Source organism: Mycobacterium sp. SMC-11 (genome assembly GCF_046250095.1).
GTDB classification, from domain to species: Bacteria; Actinomycetota; Actinomycetes; order Mycobacteriales; family Mycobacteriaceae; genus Mycobacterium; species Mycobacterium heraklionense_A.
The window spans coordinates 1058100-1078061 of sequence record NZ_CP176430.1 but is presented as its reverse complement, the minus strand read 5'-3'; the positions used below and the strand labels follow the sequence as shown (position 1 = coordinate 1078061).

The 19962-nt window shown below is 67.9% G+C and carries 16 protein-coding genes and 1 pseudogene; 5 read left to right on the top strand and 12 right to left on the bottom strand.

What is annotated here, in order from left to right; translation table 11 throughout:
- Positions 1-11: 11 nt before the first annotated feature.
- The 4 genes from ACKY0X_RS05150 (at position 12) to ACKY0X_RS05135 (ending at position 4941) form a co-directional block, all read left to right on the top strand.
- Positions 12-1187, top strand: a complete 1176-nt coding sequence (locus tag ACKY0X_RS05150; protein ID WP_409428574.1) for a PPE family protein — start codon at positions 12-14, stop codon at positions 1185-1187.
- 37 nt (positions 1188-1224) lie between these two features.
- Positions 1225-3732, top strand: coding sequence for an ATP-binding protein (locus ACKY0X_RS05145; protein WP_409429513.1), 2508 nt, complete (start codon positions 1225-1227; stop codon positions 3730-3732).
- Complete coding sequence (locus ACKY0X_RS05140; protein ID WP_046283970.1) at positions 3732-4415, top strand: response regulator; 684 nt, start codon at positions 3732-3734, stop codon at positions 4413-4415. The genes ACKY0X_RS05145 and ACKY0X_RS05140 overlap by 1 nt, the downstream gene beginning before the upstream one ends.
- A gap of 67 nt (positions 4416-4482) precedes the next feature.
- Positions 4483-4941 (top strand): DUF1942 domain-containing protein, encoded by a 459-nt coding sequence (locus ACKY0X_RS05135; protein ID WP_409428573.1) that lies wholly within the window; start codon positions 4483-4485, stop codon positions 4939-4941.
- A gap of 7 nt (positions 4942-4948) precedes the next feature.
- On the opposite strand, the gene ACKY0X_RS05130 is transcribed toward ACKY0X_RS05135, so the two are convergent.
- From ACKY0X_RS05130 to ACKY0X_RS05075, 12 genes and pseudogenes are all read right to left on the bottom strand, one after another.
- Complete coding sequence (locus ACKY0X_RS05130; RefSeq protein ID WP_409428572.1) at positions 4949-7486, bottom strand: ATP-binding protein; 2538 nt, start codon at positions 7484-7486, stop codon at positions 4949-4951.
- Positions 7487-7493: 7 nt separating this feature from the next.
- Positions 7494-8396, bottom strand: coding sequence for a potassium-transporting ATPase subunit C (locus ACKY0X_RS05125; protein ID WP_409428571.1), 903 nt, complete (start codon positions 8394-8396; stop codon positions 7494-7496).
- A 1-nt stretch (position 8397) separates the two neighbouring features.
- Complete coding sequence (kdpB, locus tag ACKY0X_RS05120; protein ID WP_409428570.1) at positions 8398-10539, bottom strand: potassium-transporting ATPase subunit KdpB; 2142 nt, start codon at positions 10537-10539, stop codon at positions 8398-8400.
- A 1-nt stretch (position 10540) separates the two neighbouring features.
- The gene (gene kdpA / locus ACKY0X_RS05115) at positions 10541-12211 is read right to left on the bottom strand and encodes a potassium-transporting ATPase subunit KdpA (RefSeq protein WP_409428569.1); all 1671 of its coding nucleotides are present in this window, start codon (positions 12209-12211) and stop codon (positions 10541-10543) included.
- Positions 12212-12301, bottom strand: coding sequence for a potassium-transporting ATPase subunit F (locus tag ACKY0X_RS05110; protein WP_409428568.1), 90 nt, complete (start codon positions 12299-12301; stop codon positions 12212-12214).
- Positions 12302-12517: 216 nt separating this feature from the next.
- Positions 12518-13468 (bottom strand): exopolyphosphatase, encoded by a 951-nt coding sequence (locus tag ACKY0X_RS05105; RefSeq protein WP_409429512.1) that lies wholly within the window; start codon positions 13466-13468, stop codon positions 12518-12520.
- The gene (locus ACKY0X_RS05100) at positions 13459-13950 is read right to left on the bottom strand and encodes a DUF501 domain-containing protein (RefSeq protein ID WP_409428567.1); all 492 of its coding nucleotides are present in this window, start codon (positions 13948-13950) and stop codon (positions 13459-13461) included. The genes ACKY0X_RS05105 and ACKY0X_RS05100 overlap by 10 nt, the downstream gene beginning before the upstream one ends.
- Positions 13943-14587: an FtsB family cell division protein gene (locus tag ACKY0X_RS05095; protein ID WP_409428566.1), complete on the bottom strand. Its 645-nt coding sequence runs from the start codon at positions 14585-14587 to the stop codon at positions 13943-13945. Before ACKY0X_RS05095 ends, ACKY0X_RS05100 begins: the two co-directional genes overlap by 8 nt.
- A gap of 18 nt (positions 14588-14605) precedes the next feature.
- Positions 14606-15895, bottom strand: a complete 1290-nt coding sequence (eno, locus tag ACKY0X_RS05090) for a phosphopyruvate hydratase (RefSeq protein ID WP_064889622.1) — start codon at positions 15893-15895, stop codon at positions 14606-14608.
- A 98-nt stretch (positions 15896-15993) separates the two neighbouring features.
- Positions 15994-16728: a lytic transglycosylase domain-containing protein gene (locus ACKY0X_RS05085; RefSeq protein WP_065039503.1), complete on the bottom strand. Its 735-nt coding sequence runs from the start codon at positions 16726-16728 to the stop codon at positions 15994-15996.
- Between the two features lie 133 nt (positions 16729-16861).
- Positions 16862-17431 (bottom strand): RNA polymerase sigma factor SigC, encoded by a 570-nt coding sequence (gene sigC, locus ACKY0X_RS05080; protein ID WP_409429511.1) that lies wholly within the window; start codon positions 17429-17431, stop codon positions 16862-16864.
- A gap of 111 nt (positions 17432-17542) precedes the next feature.
- Positions 17543-18247: pseudogene (locus ACKY0X_RS05075) on the bottom strand (DUF2275 domain-containing protein); the annotation flags it as partial.
- Positions 18248-18379: 132 nt separating this feature from the next.
- Between ACKY0X_RS05075 and ACKY0X_RS05070 the strand changes: the two are divergent.
- Positions 18380-19906, top strand: coding sequence for a PPE family protein (locus tag ACKY0X_RS05070; protein ID WP_409428565.1), 1527 nt, complete (start codon positions 18380-18382; stop codon positions 19904-19906).
- The last annotated feature ends 56 nt before the right edge of the window (positions 19907-19962 follow it).

Genomic DNA, 19962 nt, shown 5'->3' with positions numbered 1-19962 from the left:
ACTTCCACGACATGGACTACGCAGCTTTGCCCCCTGAGATCAACTCCACTCGGATGTACTCGGGCGCCGGGGCCGCGCCGATGACGGCTGCCGCAACGACATGGAACTCGCTAGGCGCCGAGCTGGCCACGACAGCGGCCTCCTATGAGTCAGTGATCTCGACGCTGACCGACGAAGAGTGGCGGGGCCCGGCCGCAGCGGCGATGGCCGCCGCAGTCCGGCCCTACGTGGCGTGGCTGAACACCACGGCCGCCGCCGCCGAGCACGCCGCCGCCCAGGCGTCGGCATCGGCCGCCGCCTATGAAGCGGCGTTTGCAATGACGGTGCCCCCGGCGGTGGTCGCCGCCAACCGGGCACAGTTCGCGGCGCTGGTTGCGACGAATTTCCTGGGGTTCAACACCGCAGCAATCGCGGCGGTGGAGGCGCAGTACGCCGAGATGTGGGCACAGGATGCCTTGGCCATGTACGGCTACGCGGCCTCCTCGGCGCTTGCCGGGACGCTACAACCGCTGAACTCACCCGCTCCCAGCACTAACCCGGCCGGGATCGCCGGTCAGGGTGCAGCTGTCGCCCAGGCGTCTGCCGGCAGCGCACAGAACGGGTTGTCGCAGCTGGTGTCGGGGTTGCCGACCGCCATGCAGGCCCTGGCCGCGCCATTGGCCGCCGGGCCCGCCCAGGGCGGGCTGACCGACTTCCTGTCCAACTTCATCAACTCGACCCAGAACATCGGCATTTGGAACGGGATTCAGACCTACAGCTCGGCATTGACCAACGCCGGTGCGTGGCACGCGTTCGCCGGCATCGCCAGCGCCATCGCCATCGCGCACGGCGGTGCGGCGGAGGCGGTGACTTCACCGTTACTGGTGGACTCGGTCGGCACGCCACAGGGGACGGCCATCGGCCGCGCCCCGGTGCTGGCAACCAGTGCCACAGCCGCCCCGGTGGGCGGCCTGTCGGTGCCCCAGAGTTGGCCGGCGGCCGTCCCGACAACGGCCACATCCATCCCCGAGAGCAACGCCACTCTGGTCAGCCACGGCTGGACCGAGGCCGAGGAGGCCGGCACCGTCAACACGGTGGGGGCCGGTGTGCCAGGTGTGGCGTCGGCCGGCCGCAGCGGCTCCGGCCTGAGCAACCCGCGGTATGGGTTCAAACCCACTGTGATGGTGCGGCCTGTCGTCGCTGGCTGATGCCGTCGGTTGCCGCGATGATGGTCTGGTGAGTCTCGTGAGACAAGCCGGGCAGCCTGCAGAACCACGGGGAGAACTCCGCATCTACCTCGGAGCCTCGCCGGGGGTCGGTAAGACCTACGCAATGCTCGGTGAAGCGCACCGCCGCACCGGCCGTGGCACCGACGTCGTCGCGGCCGCGGTCGAAACACACGGGCGCAACCAGACCGCGGAGCTGTTGCAGGGCATCGAGATCATCGGCGAGCCCGGCGGGGAACTAGATGTCGACGCGGTGCTGACCCGCCACCCGGAGGTGGTGTTGATCGACGATCTCGCGCACACCAACCCCGCGGGCAGCCGCAATCCCAAACGCTGGCAAGACATCGAAGAGCTGCTTGCCGCCGGTATCACCGTGGTCTCCACCGTCAACGTGCAGCAGCTGGAGAGTCTGAGCGACGTTGTCGCCAAGATCACCGGGACCACCCAGCACGACACCGTCCCCGACGCGGTCGTGCGCCAAGCCGCGCAGATCGAACTCATCGACGTCGCACCGGAGGCATTGCGCCGCAGGCTGTCCCACGGCAACGTCTATCCGCCGGAGAAGGTCGATGCGGCGTTGGCCAACTACTTCCGCGGCGAGACGCTGACCGCGCTGCGGGAATTGGCGCTGCTGTGGCTGGCAGGGCAGGTTGACGCGACACTCACTCGCTACCGTGCCGACAAGAAGATCACCGAGACCTGGGAGGCACGGGAACGCATCGTCGCGGCGGTGACCGGTGGCCCGGAGTCTGAGGCCCTGGTCCGGCGAGCCTCGCGAATCGCGTCGAAGGCCGGCGGTGACCTGTTGGTGCTGCATGTCCTGGGTGACGACGGGATCTCAGGTGCGCCGGCACCCCGGGTGGGCAAGATCCGCCAATTGGCGATCAGCCTGGGCGCCTCGCTGCACACCGTGATCGGCGACGACGTGCCGGCCGCGCTGCTGGACTTCGCCCGCGACGTCAACGCCACCCAGTTGGTGATCGGCACTTCGCGCCGCTCCCGTTGGGCGCGCATCCTCGACGAGGGTGTCGGTGCGGCAGTGGTGCAGCAGTCCGGCGACATCGACGTCCACATCGTCACCTACGAGGACGCCAAGCCGAGCTTCCGCGGAGTGTCTATCTCGGCGCGGGAGCGGCGTGCTGCCTCGTGGCTGGCCGCCGTCATCGTGCCGTGCCTGATGTGCGCGATCATGGTGGGCTGGCTGGACCGCTACTTCGACGCCGGCCAGAGCGCGCTGTTTTTCGTGGGCGTGCTGGTGGTGGCTCTGCTCGGCGGTATCGCTCCGGCCGTGCTGTCGGCGTTGCTGTCCGGAGCCTTGCTGAACTACTTCGTGCTCGCGCCGCGGCGTGACTTCACCATCGCCGAGCACGACGTCGCGGTGACCGAAGTCGTCCTGCTGTTGGTTGCCGTCGCGGTGGCTGCCCTGGTCGACGGCGCGGCCAAACGAACCCGGGAAGCCGGCCGCGCGTCCCGAGAAGCCGAATTGATGACGCTGTTCGCCGGGTCGGTGCTGCGCGGCGCGGACCTGGACACCCTGCTGGAGCGGGTTCGCGAAACCTACGCGCAGCGGGCGGTGAGCCTGGTCCGCGTCCCGACCAGCAGTGCAACTCCTGAAGTCGTCGCCTCGGTCGGCGAAAATCCGTGCACTTCGGTAGATCTCGCGGATACCTCGATCGACGTCGGCGACGACGAGTTCTGGATGCTGATGGTCGGCCGGCAGTTGGCCTCCCGTGACCGCCGGGTGCTGTCGGTGGTGGCTCGGCAGGCGGCCGGACTGGTCCGTCAGGAGGAGTTGGCCGCCGAGGCCGGTAGGGCTGACGCGGTGATGCGGACCGACGAGCTGCGCCGTTCCCTGTTGTCGGCGGTCAGCCACGACCTGCGCACCCCACTGGCGGCAGCCAAGGCGGCGGTGTCGAGTCTGCGGGCCGACGACGTGGACTTCTCCCCCGACGACACCGCCGAACTACTGGCCACGGTGGAGGAATCAGTCGATCAGCTCACCGGCCTGGTGGGCAACCTGCTCGACTCCTCGCGCCTGGCCGCGGGTGTGATCCGGCCGGAGTTGACCAAGGTGTACCTGGAAGAGGTAGTGCAGCGCGCGCTGATCGGAATCGGCAAGCGCAGCAACATCTTCGGACGCGGCCTCGACCAGGTGAAGGTCGAAGTGGGTCCGACCGTCGCGATGGCCGACGCCGGCTTGTTGGAACGCGTGCTCGCCAACGTGATCGACAACGCGCTGCGCTACGCCTCCGACAGCGTGGTGCGGGTGACCGCCGGCCAAGTCGGCGACCGGATCCTGATCAACGTTGCCGACGAGGGGCGCGGACTGCCCCGCGGCGGCGAAGCGCACGTGTTCGACCCGTTCCAGCGCCTCGGCGACCGCGACAACACCAGCGGCGTCGGTCTCGGGCTATCAGTGGCACGGGGTTTCACCGAGGCGATGGGCGGCACCATTTCGGCGACGGAGACACCGGGCGGCGGGTTGACCATGGTGGTCGACCTGGCCGCACCGGCGGGAGAGAGCTGATGAGCACACGAGTCCTGGTAGTCGACGACGAGCCGCAGATACTGCGCGCGCTGAAGATCAACCTGTCGGTGCGCGGTTACGAAGTCGTCACCGCGGCCACCGGCGCCGGCGCCCTGCGTGCCGCCGCCGAGCAACGCCCGGACGTGGTGATCCTCGATCTGGGGCTGCCCGACATCTCCGGCATCGAGGTGCTGGCCGGACTGCGGGGCTGGCTGACCGTGCCGGTGATCGTGCTGTCCGCTCGCACCGACTCGGCCGACAAGGTGGAGGCGCTCGACGCCGGCGCCGACGACTACGTGACCAAGCCATTCGGAATGGACGAATTCCTGGCTCGGCTGCGCGCCGCCGCACGACGCAACGCCGCGACCGCCGAAACCGACCAGCCAATAGTGGAAACCGCTTCGTTCACCGTGGATCTGGCCGCCAAGAAAGTCACCAAGAACGGCGGCGAGGTCCATCTGACTCCCACCGAATGGGGCATGCTGGAGATGCTGGTGCGAAACCGGGGAAAGCTGGTCGGCCGCGACGAGTTACTCACCCAGGTATGGGGCCCGGCATACGCAAAGGAAACTCAATATCTTCGGGTCTATCTGGCGCAGTTGCGCCGCAAACTCGAGAACGATCCGTCGAACCCCAAACACCTGCTCACCGAGGCGGGGATGGGCTATCGATTCGAAGTGTGAATTTTTGAGGTTTTGAAATCCGCCGGCGCGGATATGCCTGGGAGAACCTAGCGGAAGGAGTTTTACCGTGATGTTCTCCCAGATCGCCAAGAAGACGGCAGTAGCAGCGGCCGGCCTCACGACGGCCGGAATGCTTGCGGTGGCACCGGCTTCTGCGGACCCAACGGTCGTCGGATTCGGCCAAACGCAAGAGATTCAGAGCCCAGGTGGGGCGATCGACTACACCGTCAGCGACCTGCAACCCAGCGGACACAACGACGGCATTTGGTACTCGGATGTGACCGCCCGGGCGGTAAGCGGTTCGCCCACTCCGAACATCGCTGACTTCAACGCACGTGCCGTCAACAGCTCGACGTTCGCGGTGATGAAGGGCAATGAGGTCGACGGCCTGCCCAACGCGCCGATCGCCGCAGGCAGCCAGGCCAGTGGGCGGCTCTACTTCGATGTCAAGAACGGCACCGCGCCCGACAGCGTCGTCTACCGTGACGCCGCTGGAGTGGACAAGGTTGTCTGGAAGCACGCGTAACCCGTAGTCACGTCGCCGGGGGTGCGGCCAGATCCACCACCATGGTGAGGCCGCCACCCGGCGTCTCGGTGGCAGATACCGTTCCGTCCATCGCCTCGACGAACCCCCGCGCCACCGATAAGCCCAGGCCGATCCCGGTGGTGTTGTTCTGGTCGCCGATCCGCTGAAACGGCTCGAAGAGGCGCTCCCCGCCCGGTGGTAGGCCGGGCCCCTGATCGGCGACATTGATCAGCACTCGATCACCGACCCGACACGCACTGACCCGGATCGGTCCATCGGGTGCATAGCGCAACGCGTTGTCCAGAAGATTGGCCAGCACCCGTTCCAACAATCCGGCGTCGGCCAACGCCACCTCGTCACCAACGTCGACTTTGACTCGGTCAATGCCTGAGCGGAAGAAGCCGGTGTTGCCCCGCCCGATGCTGACCAGGGCGCGTTGCACGACTTCTTCCAGGTACACGCGGCCCAGCTCGGGATGCACCACTCCGGCGGCCAACCGGGACGAGTCGAGGAGGTTTCCGACCAGAGCGGTGAGTTGGTCGATCGACTCTTCCACGGTGGCCAGCAGTTCGCTGGTGTCCTGCGGCGAGAATCCGACGTCGTCGGCGCGCAGGCTCGACGCCGCGGCCTTCGCCGCCGCCAGCGGCGTACGCAGATCGTGGCTGACCGCCGACAGCAGTGAGCGGCGCAGCTCGTCGGCTCGCATGACAGCCTCGGATCGGCTCGCCTCGTCGGCCAACTCACGTTGCCGGATCAACCCGGCCGCCTGCTTGGCCACCGCGGACAGCACCCGTCGATCACGCGCCGCCAACTGCCTGCCGGCAACCAGCATCCAGAACTCGTCGTCGCCGACGTCGATGGCGGTGTCCGCAGCGTCGACAGTGGTACACGGGTCATTGCCCGCGGCCGCGATCACCGCCTGACCAGCCTGCTGGCCGTCGATGGTAGGCCTCCGCAGGATGCTCACCGCCCGTAGGGAATATGTCTCCCGGACACGTTCCAGCAGCGTCTCGAGGTCGGCGCCCCGCAACACCGACCCGGCGAACAAAGCCAGTAGCTCGGCCTCCTGGGATGCACGCCCGGCCTCCCTGGCGCGTTCGGCGGCACGGTCCACGAGCACCGACACCGCGACCGCAACCAACAGCAGCACGATCTCCGTGACCGCGGAATCGGTTTCGGCGATGGTGAAGCTGTGCCGGGGATCGATCAGGTAGTAGTTGAGCAGCAGCCCGGAGATCAAGGCCGAAAGAATCGCTGGGGCGACACCGCCAAGTAAGGCCACCGCCAGCACGCTGACGAAGAACAGCGCACTTTCGCCTCCCAGGCGCAGGACCGGATCCAGCCATGTCGCGGTGATCGCGCAGACCGCCGACGGCACGAGCAGCGCAGCCAGCCACGGCAGCAATCGGCGTTGCCGCGGCGATATCGCTGTGACTCGGAAGCCTTGCTTGGACTCTTCATGCGTCACGATGTGGACGTCGATCTTGCCCGACCGTCGCACCACCATGGCGCCGATGCCCTCGTCGAACAAGTGCGCCCAACGGGATCGCCGCGACGTCCCGATCACCAATTGGGTGGCGTTGACTTCTCGGGCGAAGTCCAACAGTGCGGTCGGCACGTCGTCGCCGACCACGACGTGTAGGGAGGCACCCAGACTGGCCGCCAGCTCACGGATCTTTCCCATCCGTGCACTAGGAACGGCCGAGTGTCCGTCGCCGGCCAGCACGTGAAGTGCCAGCAACTCGGCGCTGGACTTCGATGCGATCCGCGAGGCACGCCGTACCAGCGTCTCCGATTCCGGGCCACCGGTCACGGCCACCACCACCCGCTCGCGGGCTTCCCAGGTGGCGGTGATCTTCTTGTCTGCACGGTACTTCGCCAGCGCGGCGTCCACTTGGTCAGCCACCCATAGCAGTGCCAATTCCCTTAGCGCGGTGAGGTTTCCGCCGCGGAAATAGTTGGACAACGCCGCGTCGACCTTCTCCGGCGCGTAGACGTTGCCGTGGGCGAGCCTTCGGCGAAGCGCCTCCGGATGGATGTCGACGAGCTCGATCTGCGAGGCCTGACGGACGAACGAATCCGGCACCGTCTCCTGCTGCTCAACTCCGGTGATCTGCGCGACGACGTCGTTGAGGCTCTCCAAGTGCTGCACGTTGACCGTAGAGATCACCGTGATTCCCGCGGCGAGCAGTTCCTCGACGTCCTGCCACCGTTTGGGGTTCACGCTGCCCGGCGTATTGGTGTGAGCCAACTCGTCGACGAGCACAACCTGCGGCCGTCGCGCCAGCACCGCGGGAACGTCGAGTTCGGGAAAACTCCTCCCTCGGTAGGCAATCCAACGTGGCGGGACGACCTCGATTCCCTGCAACAGTTCCGCCGTCTTTATGCGACCGTGCGTCTCCACCACCGCGGCCACCAGGTCGGCGCCACGCTCCAGCCGCCGGTGAGCCTCACCGAGCATCGCGAACGTCTTGCCGACGCCGGGCGCCGCACCCAGATAGATGCGCAACTCCCCACGTCTGCCACGCGAACCATAAGCAGTCACGGGTAGATCATCCATCGGAACAGCAACCCGGAACAGGATGCTCGTGGTCCAGTTCCAAGTTCACTGCGACCACATTGACGCGCGCCTCACCGAGGAATCCGAGCAGCCGCCCGCGCTGGTGGGCGCGGACCACGGCGCGGACCTGCTCGGCGGGAATCCCCCGGGCCTTTGCGACCCGGTCGACTTGAAGCTCGGCGTAGGACGGTGAGATATCGGGGTCCAGGCCGCTGCCGCTGGCGGTGACCGCGTCGGCGGGAACCCGCGGGTGCTCGGCCGCAGCGCCCCGGATCGGGACGATCTGGCCGGCCGAGTAGTCCTCGCCGGGCCGGGCGCATGCCACCCGAACGCCGCGATAACTGAATACAAATGGCTCGCGGCCGGGGGCACACGGCTCGTTGACGCTGACCACACTGGTCGGGCGGGCGACGGTGCCGTTTGGGCCACGTGGGCCGAACACCGCCAGCACAGCGCCCCGCCCACTGGCAGTGCAGAACGGCCGCGACGCGGCCCCCGCATCAAGGCCTTCGGTCTTCGCAACGGCCACACTGCGGGCGCAGATCTGGGTCAGCAGGCTCGGCCGATCGGGCAGGTCGACGATGCTCTCCGGGCCCAGATTGCTCGCTCCGCTAGCCAACGCGTCGTAGCCGATTCCCGCTCCCGACGGCCTGCCCTGAAAGTACTGCGGCAGCGACAGGCCCGCAGGGTCGGTGAACGATTGCCCGATCAGTGCGCTCGCTACCGGTCGACCAGCGGGGTCGGTGATCAACGAGCCCTCCGCACGACTGTGCAGGCCCGGGATCTGCGCCACCAGCCAGACGAACACCGGGTAGCCGATACCGAGGACGGCCGTCAAGACGAGCAGCGCACGCAACGCGGCCCAGTGGCCTCGAATCAAGCCCGCGAATCTCATGTCACCTCATCCCAGGCAGGAGTTGAACCAGCAGGTCGATGAGTTTGATCCCGACGAACGGGGCCACGATCCCGCCCAGGCCGTAGACAGCGAGGTTTCGGCTGAGCAGCTTGGACGCGCTGCCCGGAACGTAGCGGACCCCACGCAACGCGAGCGGAATCAGCGCCGCGATCACCAGCGCATTGAAGACCACCGCCGAGAGGATCGCCGACTGCGGGCTGTACAACCTCATCACGTTGAGCAGCCCCAGGCCCGGGAAGATCGTTACGAAAAGCGCTGGGATGATGGCGAAATACTTGGCGATGTCGTTGGCGATCGAGAACGTGGTCAGGGCGCCTCGGGTGATCAGCAGCTGTTTGCCGATCTCCACGATCTCGATCAGCTTGGTGGGGTCAGAGTCCAGGTCCACCATGTTGCCCGCCTCCTTGGCGGCGCTGGTGCCGGTGTTCATCGCCACCCCGACGTCGGCCTGCGCCAGCGCCGGTGCGTCGTTGGTTCCGTCGCCGGTCATCGCGACCAGTCGGCCACCCTGCTGCTCGCGTTTGATCAGCATCAGCTTGTCTTCGGGTGTGGCTTCGGCGAGGAAGTCGTCAACGCCGGCCTCGTCGGCAATCGCCTTGGCAGTCAACGGGTTGTCCCCGGTGATCATCACGGTCCGGATACCCATCCGGCGCATCGCGTCGAACCGCTCCCGCATACCCTGCTTCACCACGTCCCGCAGATGAATGACACCGAGCACCACGGCGGGACCGCCGACGAGCACCTCGCCGACCACCAGCGGCGTTCCGCCGGCAGCGCTGATGCCATCCACGATCCGGCCGAGCTCCGAGGGGATGTCCCCGCCGTGGCCACGCACCCAGTCGCTAACGGAATTGGCGGCGCCCTTCCGCAATTGGCGACCGCCGATATCGACACCGGACATCCGGGTCACCGCGGTGAACTCGACCCAGGACGCCGTGGTGAGCTCGCCCGGTGTCCGGGTTCGCAGCCCGTAGGCCTCCTTGGCGTAGACCACGATGGAACGGCCTTCGGGAGTTTCATCGGCAAGGCTGGATAGTTGTGCGGCGTCGGCGAGTTCGGCGGCGGATACCCCGCATACTGGCAGAAAATCGGATGCCTGCCGATTACCCAGCGTGATCGTGCCGGTCTTGTCCAGCAGCAATGTGTTGACGTCGCCGGCGGCCTCGACAGCCCGGCCGGACATGGCGAGCACATTGCGCTGCACCAGCCGGTCCATGCCTGCAATTCCGATGGCCGACAACAGCGCACCGATCGTGGTAGGGATCAGGCAGACCAGCAGCGCCACCAAGACGATGCCGGTGACACCGTTGCCGTCGAGCGCCGCCGTATCCGCGACGCCCGGGTTGTTGGCCTTGGAGTAGATCGCCAATGGTTGCAGCGTTGCGACCGCCACCACGAAAATCAGGGTCAGGGCGGCCAGCAGAATGTTCAGCGCGATCTCGTTCGGGGTCTTCTGCCGGTTGGCGCCCTCAACCAGCGCGATCATCCGGTCGACAAAGCTCTGCCCTGGCTTCTGGGTGATTCGGACTACGATCCGGTCCGACAACACCAGTGTCCCGCCGGTGACCGCGGAACGGTCGCCGCCGGATTCGCGGATCACCGGGGCCGATTCACCGGTGATCGCCGATTCGTCCACCGACGCGATGCCCTCCACCACGTCGCCGTCTCCCGGGATGATCTGGCCCGCTTCGACGACGACGATGTCGCCCCGTTGCAGCAGCGGCGCGGCGACCGCCTCTTCGGCGCCGGGCGTATTGGGCGTCCAGCCACGCAGCCGACGTGCGATGGTGTCGGACTTGGACTTTCGCAGCGCGTCGGCCTGCGCTTTCCCGCGGCCTTCGGCGACCGCCTCGGCCAGATTCGCAATGACCACGGTCAGCCACAACCAGCACACGATCAGCCAGCCGAACCAGGTCGGCTCGCCGATAGCCAGCATCGTGGACCACACCGCGCCGACCTCGACGATCAGCATCACCGGGTTACGCCACAGGGTGCGGGGATCGAGCTTGCGCAATGCCGCGGGCAGTGATGCCAGCAGCATGGTGGAGTCGAGCAGCCCGCCCGACACCCGCCCCTGAGCGGCTAGCGCCGACGGCGGCGATACAGTTGTGGCCGAGCGCATTTCAGTGCAGCCCTTCAGCGAGTGGCCCCAAGGCCAGTGCCGGCAGGAAGGTGAGGGCGACCAGAATAAGCGTCACCCCGACGACCATGCCGACGAATTGGGGTTTGTGGGTGGGCAGCGTGCCAATGGATTCCGGCGTCTGACCCTGCGCCGCGAGCGCCCCGGCCAGTGCAAGCACCAGGACCATCGGCAGGAACCTGCCGATGAGCATCGCTACCCCCAGCGCGGTCTCGTACCATGTCCCGTCGGCTGCCAAGCCGGCGAACGCGGAGCCATTGTTGTTTGCCGCGGAGGTGAATGCGTAGAGCACCTCGGAAAGCCCGTGCGGTCCGGTGTTGGCCATTGCCGAGCGCGGGCCAGGCAACGCAATCGAGATCGCCGTTCCACACAGCACAACCACCGGTGTCACCAGGAAATAGCTTGCCGCCAGCTTGATCTCGCGTGGACTGATCTTCTTGCCCAGGTATTCCGGGGTCCGCCCGACCATCAAACCCGCGACGAACACGGTGATCACCGCGAGGATCAAGATGCCGTACAGGCCAGAGCCGACACCTCCGGGGGCGACCTCCCCAAGCTGCATGTTGACCATCGTCAGCAGGCCGCCCAGGCTGGTATAGGAGTCGTGGGTGGAATCCACTGCGCCGGTGGAGGTCAGCGTGGTCGCCGCGGCGAAGACCGCCGAGTCGGCCACCCCGAGCCGCTGCTCGATCCCTTCCGTCGCCGCCCCCACGGCGGTCGGGACGGTGCCGTGATGCGCCAGCTGCGACCAGCTGAGCAGGCTGACGCTAAGGAGGGCGATCACGGCCATGACGGCGGCGATGGCGTGGCCTTGCTTGGTGTTGCCCACCATTCGGCCGAAAGTGCGGGGCAGCGAGAACGCGATGACCACCAGCAGGAAGATCTCGATCCAGTTGGTCCACGCGGTCGGGTTCTCGAACGGATGCGCGGAGTTGGCGTTGTAGAAGCCGCCCCCGTTGGTGCCGAGCAGCTTGATCACCTCCTGGCTGGCCACCGGACCGCCGGGAATGGTCTGAGGTGCACCGGTCAGGGTCGTGATCGTCTGATCGTTGAGGTGAAAGTTCTGGACGACCCCGCCGGCGATCAACACCGTCGCGCCGACGAGCGCGATCGGCAACAGAATCCGTAGCGTGCCGCGAACCAGATCCACCCAGAACGAGCCCAGCACTGCGGTGCGCCGACCGACGAACCCGCGAACAAACGCGACGGCGACGGCCATGCCGACCGCGGCGGAGACGAAGTTCTGCACCGCCAGGCCGGCCATCTGCACCAGATGCCCTTGCGTCGACTCGCCGGCATAGGCCTGCCAGTTGGTGTTGGTGACAAAGCTGACCGCGGTGTTCCACGCCAACCCGGGCGTCATCGATGTCGCCGGCTCATGCAGATGCAGGGGAAGCTTTCCCTGGATGAGCTGCAAAACGAACAGAAACACCACGCACACGGCCGAGAACGCCAGAACACTGCGCGCGTAGCCGGCCCAGGTCTGCTCGGACTCCGGGTTGACCCCGATCGACCGATAGACGAATCGCTCACTGCGGGAGTGCGTTTCGCGGGTGTAGACCCGATACATGTAGTCGCCCAGGGGTACGTGCACCGCCACCAGCGCCACGACCAGTGACGCCAGGAACAGCACGCCCGCCGTTGTGGTACTCAACTAGAACCGTTCCGGGAACAGCAGTGCGGCCACCAGCAGCGCTACCACCGCCAGGGCCAGCGTCAGACCGACGGCATTGGCCGTGTTCACAGTCGCTCGACCAACTTCAACGCCCCGCCCAGCAGGGTGAAGATCACCACCGTCAACAGTAGGTAGGCCAGTACAGCCACGTGTTCTCCGTTCTCGAGAACCCGATCGGGTCTGACCTGAAGTTAGACCCGGCCACCAGGCACGATGGAGACCGTTGACGTTTTCTTTACGCTGGACGAGGCGACCTTTACGCCTTTACGGCTCGCCGGCAGATCGCTACTCGATCGACAGCACAATGCCGTCCAGAATGTCGTGTTCGCTGACCACTAACTCCGCGATTCCGGCGCGCTGCCCCAGGACGCGGGCCAGCTCCTGAACCACGATCGCCCCGCCGCCGATCACATCCACTCGGCCGGGGTGCATCGGGCCCAGGCCGGCTCGGTCGGCGCGGCTCATGCCGATCAACTGATCGCAGACCGCCGTCAGATCAGCGAAGCTGACCCGCGACAGATGTATTGCAGCCGAGTCGTATTCGGTCAGGCCGTGCGCCAGGGCCGACAGCGTGGTCATGGTGCCCGCCACCCCCACCCACGTTCGAGCGTGCTGCACCGGCACCGCCTGCACCGCCTCGCCGAGTAGTTCACGGGCCACAGCGCGCGCAGCGGCGACTTCGTCGGCGGTTGGCGGGTCGGAGCGCAGGCAGCGTTCGGTCAGCCGGACACAGCCGATGTTGGCCGAGTAACTTGCCGACACCCCGTTGTCCGGATCCCCCAGCACCACCTCGGTGGAACCACCGCCGAGGTCGACGACCACGAACGGCCCGTCGGCACTGTCCAATTCAGCCACCGCGCCGCGGAAGGACAGTTCGGCTTCCTCCTGGCCGGTGATCACCTCGGCGACCGCCCCTGCAGCGGCGCGTCCCAGCACCTGTGCCGTCATGTCGAAGAACACGTCACGGTTGGCCGCGTCCCGGGTGGCTGAGGTCGCCACCATCCGCACGCGTGAAACACCGTGGGCCACCAGCAACTCGGCGTAGTCGTCCAGTGCCGCGCGGGTGCGCTCGATCGCCTCGGGGGCAAACTGCCCGGTGGCGTCGACGCCCTCGCCCAATCGGACAATGCGCATCTCCCGGTGGATGTCGCGCAGCCGGCCATCGACCGGCTCGGCGATCAGCAGGCGAATCGAGTTGGTGCCGCAGTCGATTCCCGCCAGCCGTTTCACAACCAGTCCTGCGGTCGGAGAATTCCTGCCATCGCCGGCTCGGCGGCCAGGATGGCCAGCGCCTCGTCACCGAACGGGTTGACGCCACGCCCCTTTGCCAGGGAATGCGCCATCAGCACGTGCAGGCATTTCACCCGATCTGGCATGCCCCCGCCGGTGAACGTGGTTCCCAACGTTTCGATGGCATCCCGCTCGGCGAGATAGGACTCGTGAGCGGCCCGGTAGCCGGCGGCGAGCGCTGGATCCTGCTTTAACCGCTCGGTCATGTCGGCCATCAGGCCCGACGATTCCAATCGGCTGGCCGCGGCGGTCAACGCCGGGTGCGTCAGGTAGTACAGGGTGGGAAACGGTGTGCCGTCCGGCAGCTTCGGGGCCGTCTTGACCACGGCGGGTTCGCCATTGGGGCACCGATAGGAGATCTCCAGGACGCCGCGCGGCTCTCGGCCCAGCTGCCGGCCCACCGCGTCCAAGTCGGCGGGATCAACCAACGGGCACCACCGGTGCGGGCGGAGCCGGCACCCACGGCGGTGCCGGCGGCGGAGGCGGAGGGTGCGGCACGTCGGCGATGGTGTGCCACAGCGCCGTGTACCAGGGATCCCCGCTGGGTGCGGCCAGGGGTTCGACCCCCGGCTCGCCCGGCACCTCGGCCGGGGCAGGCAGCTGGACCTGATACGGGATCTCCCCGGGCATGACGAAGCCGAGCCGCTGACGGGCCTGCGCCCGGATGTGCGCGGGGTCGTCCAAGTTGGCTTTCTGTTGCTGCAGGTCGGTGATCTGGCGGTGCAGTGTGGTCTCCAATTGGGACTGCTGTTTCATCTCCGCGTGTTGGGCGAAGAACGTACGGACCGGCCCGGCGACGGTCAGCGTGAGGACGCACATCACTGCGGCCAAGATCACCGCCCGCCGGGCGGTGAAGCCGACCCGCAGCTCCGAGCTCTGCTCGGCCGCCGCTGCAATGGCTCGTTTGACCGCACCGGCCGGTGACGGCGGTGGGGTCCGCGCCGCGCCAGCCCCCCGGCGCACCGGCGGAGTCCGGCGCGGGTGCGCACGTCCGTTCTCCCCGCCCCGTCCCGGCCGCGACGTCGCGGCACGCCGCTTAGCGTCAGGCCGTTTCGGATCGGACATGGCAGCGGCCCCTAGCGGCTACTTGCTCTCCGGCGCGTAGCGGGGGAAGGCCAGCTCGCCGGCGTAACGGGCGGCGTCGCCGAGTTCCTCCTCGATTCGCAGCAGCTGGTTGTACTTGGCCACCCGCTCGCTGCGGGCCGGGGCACCGGTCTTGATCTGGCCGCTGCTGACCGCCACCGCCAGGTCGGCGATGGTGGTGTCCTCGGTCTCGCCGCTGCGGTGGCTCATCATGGTGCGGTAGCCGCTGTGGTGGGCCAGGGTGACCGCGTCCAGAGTCTCGGTCAGCGTGCCGATCTGGTTGACCTTGACCAGCAGTGCGTTCGCCGCGCCCCGCTCGATGCCTTCCTCGAGCCGCTCGGGGTTGGTGACGAACAGGTCGTCGCCGACGAGCTGTACCCGGTCCCCGATCGCGGAGGTCAACGAGACCCAGCCGTCCCAGTCGTCCTCGGACAGCGGGTCTTCGATCGACACCAGCGGGTAGCTGTCGAGCAGCTTGGCGTAGAACTCGGCCAACTGGGCCGCGGTGCGGTTCTGCTTCTCGAACGCGTAACCGCTGCCCTCGGTGTAGAACTCGGTGGCCGCGACGTCGAGGGCCAGCGCGACGTCGGTGCCCAGCTTGAGCCCGGTGGCCTCGATCGCGGTGCTGATCAGGTCGAGCGCCGCGGTGGTGCCGGCGACGTCGGGGGCGAAGCCGCCCTCGTCACCGAGCCCGGTGGACAGCCCCTGCTTCTTCAGCACTGCCTTCAACGAGTGGTAGACCTCGGTGCCCCAGCGCAGCGCCTCGGCGAAGTTGGGGGCGCCGATCGGGGCGACCATGAACTCCTGAACGTCGACACCGGTGTCGGCGTGGGCGCCACCGTTGAGGATGTTCATCATCGGCACCGGCAGGATGTGGGCGTTGGGGCCGCCCAGGTAGCGGTAGAGCGGCAGCGCCGCGGAGTCCGCGGCCGCCTTGGCCACTGCCAGCGAGACGCCGAGCATGGCGTTGGCGCCCAGCCGAGACTTGTCCGGGGTGCCGTCGAGGTCCACCAGCGCCTGGTCCACCAGCCGTTGGTCGTCAGCGCTGATTCCGATGACTGCCGGCGCGATCTGGTCCAGTACGGCGGTGACCGCCTTCTGCACGCCCTTGCCGCCGTAGCGGGCGCCGCCGTCGCGGAGTTCAACGGCCTCGTGCTCGCCGGTGGATGCACCAGAGGGCACCGCGGCCCGGGCGAACGTGCCGTCTTCCAGCGCGACCTCGACCTCGACCGTGGGGTTGCCGCGGGAATCGAGGATCTCGCGGGCGCCGACCTGCTGGATGATGGGCACTGACTTCTCCTTGAGCGTGGGTGGGGCTGGCCGTCGTGGTCTATCGGAGGCCTGTTGGGAGCCTAGCTGTACCTCGCCGTACTCCGTACCGGACACCTCTACAGCGGGCGCCCGGCCGCGTACGCGGCGGCCCAATCCCGGACTGCGCGGGCGTAGATCTCCGACTCGTTGTAGGCCATCAACGCCGTCATCCAGCCCTTGGGGGTGGCCAGGTCTTTGCCGCGCCAGCACAGATAGCCGGCTGCCGACAGGGCGGCGTCGTCGATGTTGTCGGGGCTGACGACGCCGTCGTTGTTGGCGTCGACGCCGTAGAGCCGCCAGGTCTCCGGAATGAACTGCATGGGGCCCATCGCGCGGACCACGCCGTCGTCGTCGGCCAGGTCCGGTTGCACCTCTTCGACGATGTGCAGATTGCCTCCGGAGCCGTCGAGCCGGACCCCGCGGATCTTGGGCCGCACGTCTCCGTTACGCGCCACCGTGGCGTTGTTGTAGTGGCCGTGATGACTCTCGATCTGGCCGATGCCCGCCAGCGTGGTCCAGCCCAGATGACAGTTGGGGTTCTCCACCTCCGCGACCCGCGCGGCGTAGGCGTAGGCCTCCAGCGCGGTGATCGGGATGCCGAGCATCGGGGCACGCTCTGCGGCCCATTGGTAAAGCTGGTCGGCGGGCCGGCCCGAGGCGACGTCAGTACTGACCGGCGGGACCGGATCGCCGGGGGGCGGTGGCACGCCCTGCGGGATGGGATTACCGAGCTGCCAGCTGCAACTGGATGCCAGCAGTACGGCCGTCGCGCCGACGACGGCGGCCGTCCGCAGCCAACGTAGCGCCGACACCGCTCTCCCCAACCTCGAAGCTATGGTTTTGCGTCCATCGTTCCATGACTAGTCGACGGGCGAGACGCCACCGACCGACCGTTTCGCCCCCGTGTGCCGCAAAAACTGGCTCTGCCAGCGCGAATTCAGTTGGCTAACCGGTCAGCTCGCCGCGTTCCGGATCGGCCAGCAGCGCATCACGTGCGCGCGCGACCCGGGATCGAATGGTGCCCACCGGGCAGCCACAGACGGCGGCGGCGTCGGAGTAGGACAGGCCGAACAGCTGGGTCAGCAACAGTGCCTCGCGCTGATCGGCCGACAGGCCGGCGATCAACTCGGTCACCTCGACCACGTCCTCGAAACCGCGGGAAGGCCGGTCGCGGTCCAGCAGCAGCTCGGGATCGGCGCCCGGCGCGGTGCGCGGACGCGCCTTGAGGTAGCGAATGTGGTCGGCCACGACCCGCCGCGCGATAGCCAGCAGCCAGGTCCGGGCACTGGAGCGGCCGGCGAAGCGCGGGATCGCGCCGATCGCCCGCAGGTAGGTCTCCTGGGTCAGGTCGTCAGCACTGACACCGTCGAAAAGGTAGGCCACGAATCGCCAGACATCGTGCTGAGTGGCCTTGATGAAGGACTCCAGGGCACGGGCATCGCCGGCTGCGGCGGCAACGGCGAGGGCGGTGACAGCATCGTCAGGGTTGTCTTGGACCCGGTCAGCTCCCGCCATGAACATCAACCTTAGACCGGGGACCGCGGCGCTATTACGACGCATGGTCGTAGAGCTGTCGGCGTGGTTGACCGACCGCAGATGACGCCGGCGACCGCGACCGGCGGCCGCCGCCGGGGCCGCCCCGTCAGCGGCGCCCTCGACGTCCCAGCGCGCCGGACGCGGACCGGCGCCACCGATGCGTTGGCGCGCCACCAGCAAAGCGAATGCCAAGCCGATCAGCACCGGCAGGTGGCTGGCGATCCGAGCTGCCGTCACCTGACCGTGGTAGGCATCAACAGCCACATAACCGCTCAAAGCCAGGGCATATACCCCTGCGATCGCGGCAACACCGGCCGCCACCGACGGCCAGATACCAGCGGCGATCATCGCGCCACCAAGCGCCAACAACCATGCGGTGGACTCGTGCAGCAAATGCGCTCCGGTGGCCGCGCCGTGCCCGTGGCCGTGCGCCGACACCATGCCGAAGTCCACACCGGCAATCTGGATGGCCGCCATCGCCACCTGGAGCACGCCGACGGCAACCAGCGCCGGACGTCGAAATCCCCACCGCGACCAGAAGCTGTCGTCGGCGTTCTCGGCGGTGATCGATGTCACGCCGGCAGCCGCCAGGATCTGGGCGGCCAGGTCAGGGGCGTCGGTGTCGGTGTCGCTGTTGATGTCGGTGAGCCGGCGGGCCTGGGCGGCAGCGCCGACCAGCCAGCGCCGGCAGCCGCGGCATGACGCCAAATGCGCATCGACCTGCTGCGCCGGCAGCTCCTGCTGCTCGCCGTCGAGCAGCGACGACAGGGTTTCGCGCACCACCTCGCACCGCATGCCGACATAGTCGCCTATTCGGCGCCCGGATACAAAGGTTCCTCGGCAGGGAACCAAATCGGCACACAACGCGACTACTGATTGACCACTTGAGATCGAGCTTGCCGGGAATCGGGGAAGGAGGTGTATTCGATGACCGCACCGGTCTGGCTGGCGTCGCCGCCGGAGGTGCACTCGGCGCTGCTCAGCGCCGGTCCCGGACCCGGTCCGCTGCTGGAGTCGGCGTCGGCGTACTCGGCGATGAGCGCGGAATACGCCGAAGTGGCCGCCGAACTCGACGCGGTACTGGCCGGAGTGCAGAGCGCCTGGCAGGGCCCCAGCGCCCAGCAGTACGCGGCCGCGCACGCCCCCTATCTGAGCTGGCTGGCCGAGAGCGCCGCCAAGAGCACCGCCGCGGCCGGCCTGCACCAGACCGCGGCCGCGGCCTACACCGCCGCACTGGCCGGCATGCCCACCCTGGCAGAACTGGCCACTAATCACGCGGTGCACGCCACGCTGGTGGCTACGAACTTCTTCGGCATCAACACCGTCCCGATCGCGCTGAACGAAGCCGATTACGCCCGCATGTGGGTGCAGGCCGCGGAGATGATGACCGTCTACCAGGGCGTCGCGGGAGCGGCGCTGGCCTCGGTTCCTCCTCCGACGCCCGCGCCACCGGTCGTCGCCCCGGGGGCTGCCGAGGCCGCTGCCGCCCCCAGTTGGGAACAGCAGCTCAAGGACCTGATCACGCAGTTCAACATGGGCTTTGCGGACCCGATCGCCAAGTGGTTGTGGGCACAGTTGGGCGTCGACGGATATCCGATCGAGGCGTTTCCGTTTGCCAGCTCGGTCACCCAGATGCTGCTGGGGATCCCGGGGATGTCCCCGATTCTGGCCGGGGCCCTGGGCTGGTTCACCTTTCACACGCTGATGCTGTTGTGGCCGATGGGCCAGATTGCAGTAATGATGGCGATCCCGATCGTGATGGCCGCGGCGCCCGCACTCGCCGCGGCCGCCGGGCTCGGCGCGCTGGGCGCGCTGGGCGCGCTCGGTGCGGTCGGGCTCGAGCAGACCGTCGAGCCGACCCCGCCGATGCCGGTGGGCGGCAGCGTCGGCGCCCCGGTCGCCGCGGGCGCCCCGGTGCCCGCAGGAGCCGAGGCGTGCGCCTGCGCGGACCCGATCTCCTCGGCCGGCCCCACCGCACCGGCCACCGCGGGCGCCGGCATGCCGGCCGGCGGCGCGGCGGGTGGCGGACCGGGCGTCGGATTCGGGCCGACCTCCTGCCTTTACCTGGTGAGCAGCGTCTCCTCGTCGGCGCGAAGCTCCAGCGGCGCCCGGCGTTCCCGCAGTGCCGACGAAGAGGCGTCCGAGAGCCAGGGCGCCCCCGGAGAAGCCACGGCGCAGGCCCTGGCCGCCAAGCGCCGGCAGCGGCAGCGCGCCAAGCAGCGCGGGTTCGGCGACGAATACATGGATATGAACATCGGTGTGGCGCCGCAGTGGGATGGCCCCCCGGGCGCGGCAAGCGCCTCGGATTCCGGTGCCGGCCCGCTGGGCTTCGCCGGCACCGCGGCCGAGACCAGCCGTCAGGCTTCCGGGATCGCTGTGCTCACCGGTGACGGGCTCGACACCGAGCCGCGAGTCCCGATGCTGCCGGGCAGTTGGGGCGAGAACCCGAACTGATCGACTCCGCGAGCCCGACGTTTTGCAGCGAAAGTACGAGTAGGCCCCTGCAAAAC

Excerpts from the sequence above, each read along its gene's own strand:
- ACKY0X_RS05150 (WP_409428574.1), top strand. The coding sequence starts at position 12 with ATGGACTACGCAGCTTTGCCCCCTGAGATCAACTCCACTCGGATGTAC.
- ACKY0X_RS05140 (WP_046283970.1), top strand. The coding sequence starts at position 3,732 with ATGAGCACACGAGTCCTGGTAGTCGACGACGAGCCGCAGATACTGCGC.
- ACKY0X_RS05125 (WP_409428571.1), bottom strand. The coding sequence starts at position 8,396 with ATGAGATTCGCGGGCTTGATTCGAGGCCACTGGGCCGCGTTGCGTGCG.
- kdpB (WP_409428570.1), bottom strand. The coding sequence starts at position 10,539 with ATGCGCTCGGCCACAACTGTATCGCCGCCGTCGGCGCTAGCCGCTCAG.
- ACKY0X_RS05095 (WP_409428566.1), bottom strand. The coding sequence starts at position 14,587 with ATGTCCGATCCGAAACGGCCTGACGCTAAGCGGCGTGCCGCGACGTCG.
- sigC (WP_409429511.1), bottom strand. The coding sequence starts at position 17,431 with ATGGCGGGAGCTGACCGGGTCCAAGACAACCCTGACGATGCTGTCACC.
- ACKY0X_RS05070 (WP_409428565.1), top strand. The coding sequence starts at position 18,380 with ATGACCGCACCGGTCTGGCTGGCGTCGCCGCCGGAGGTGCACTCGGCG.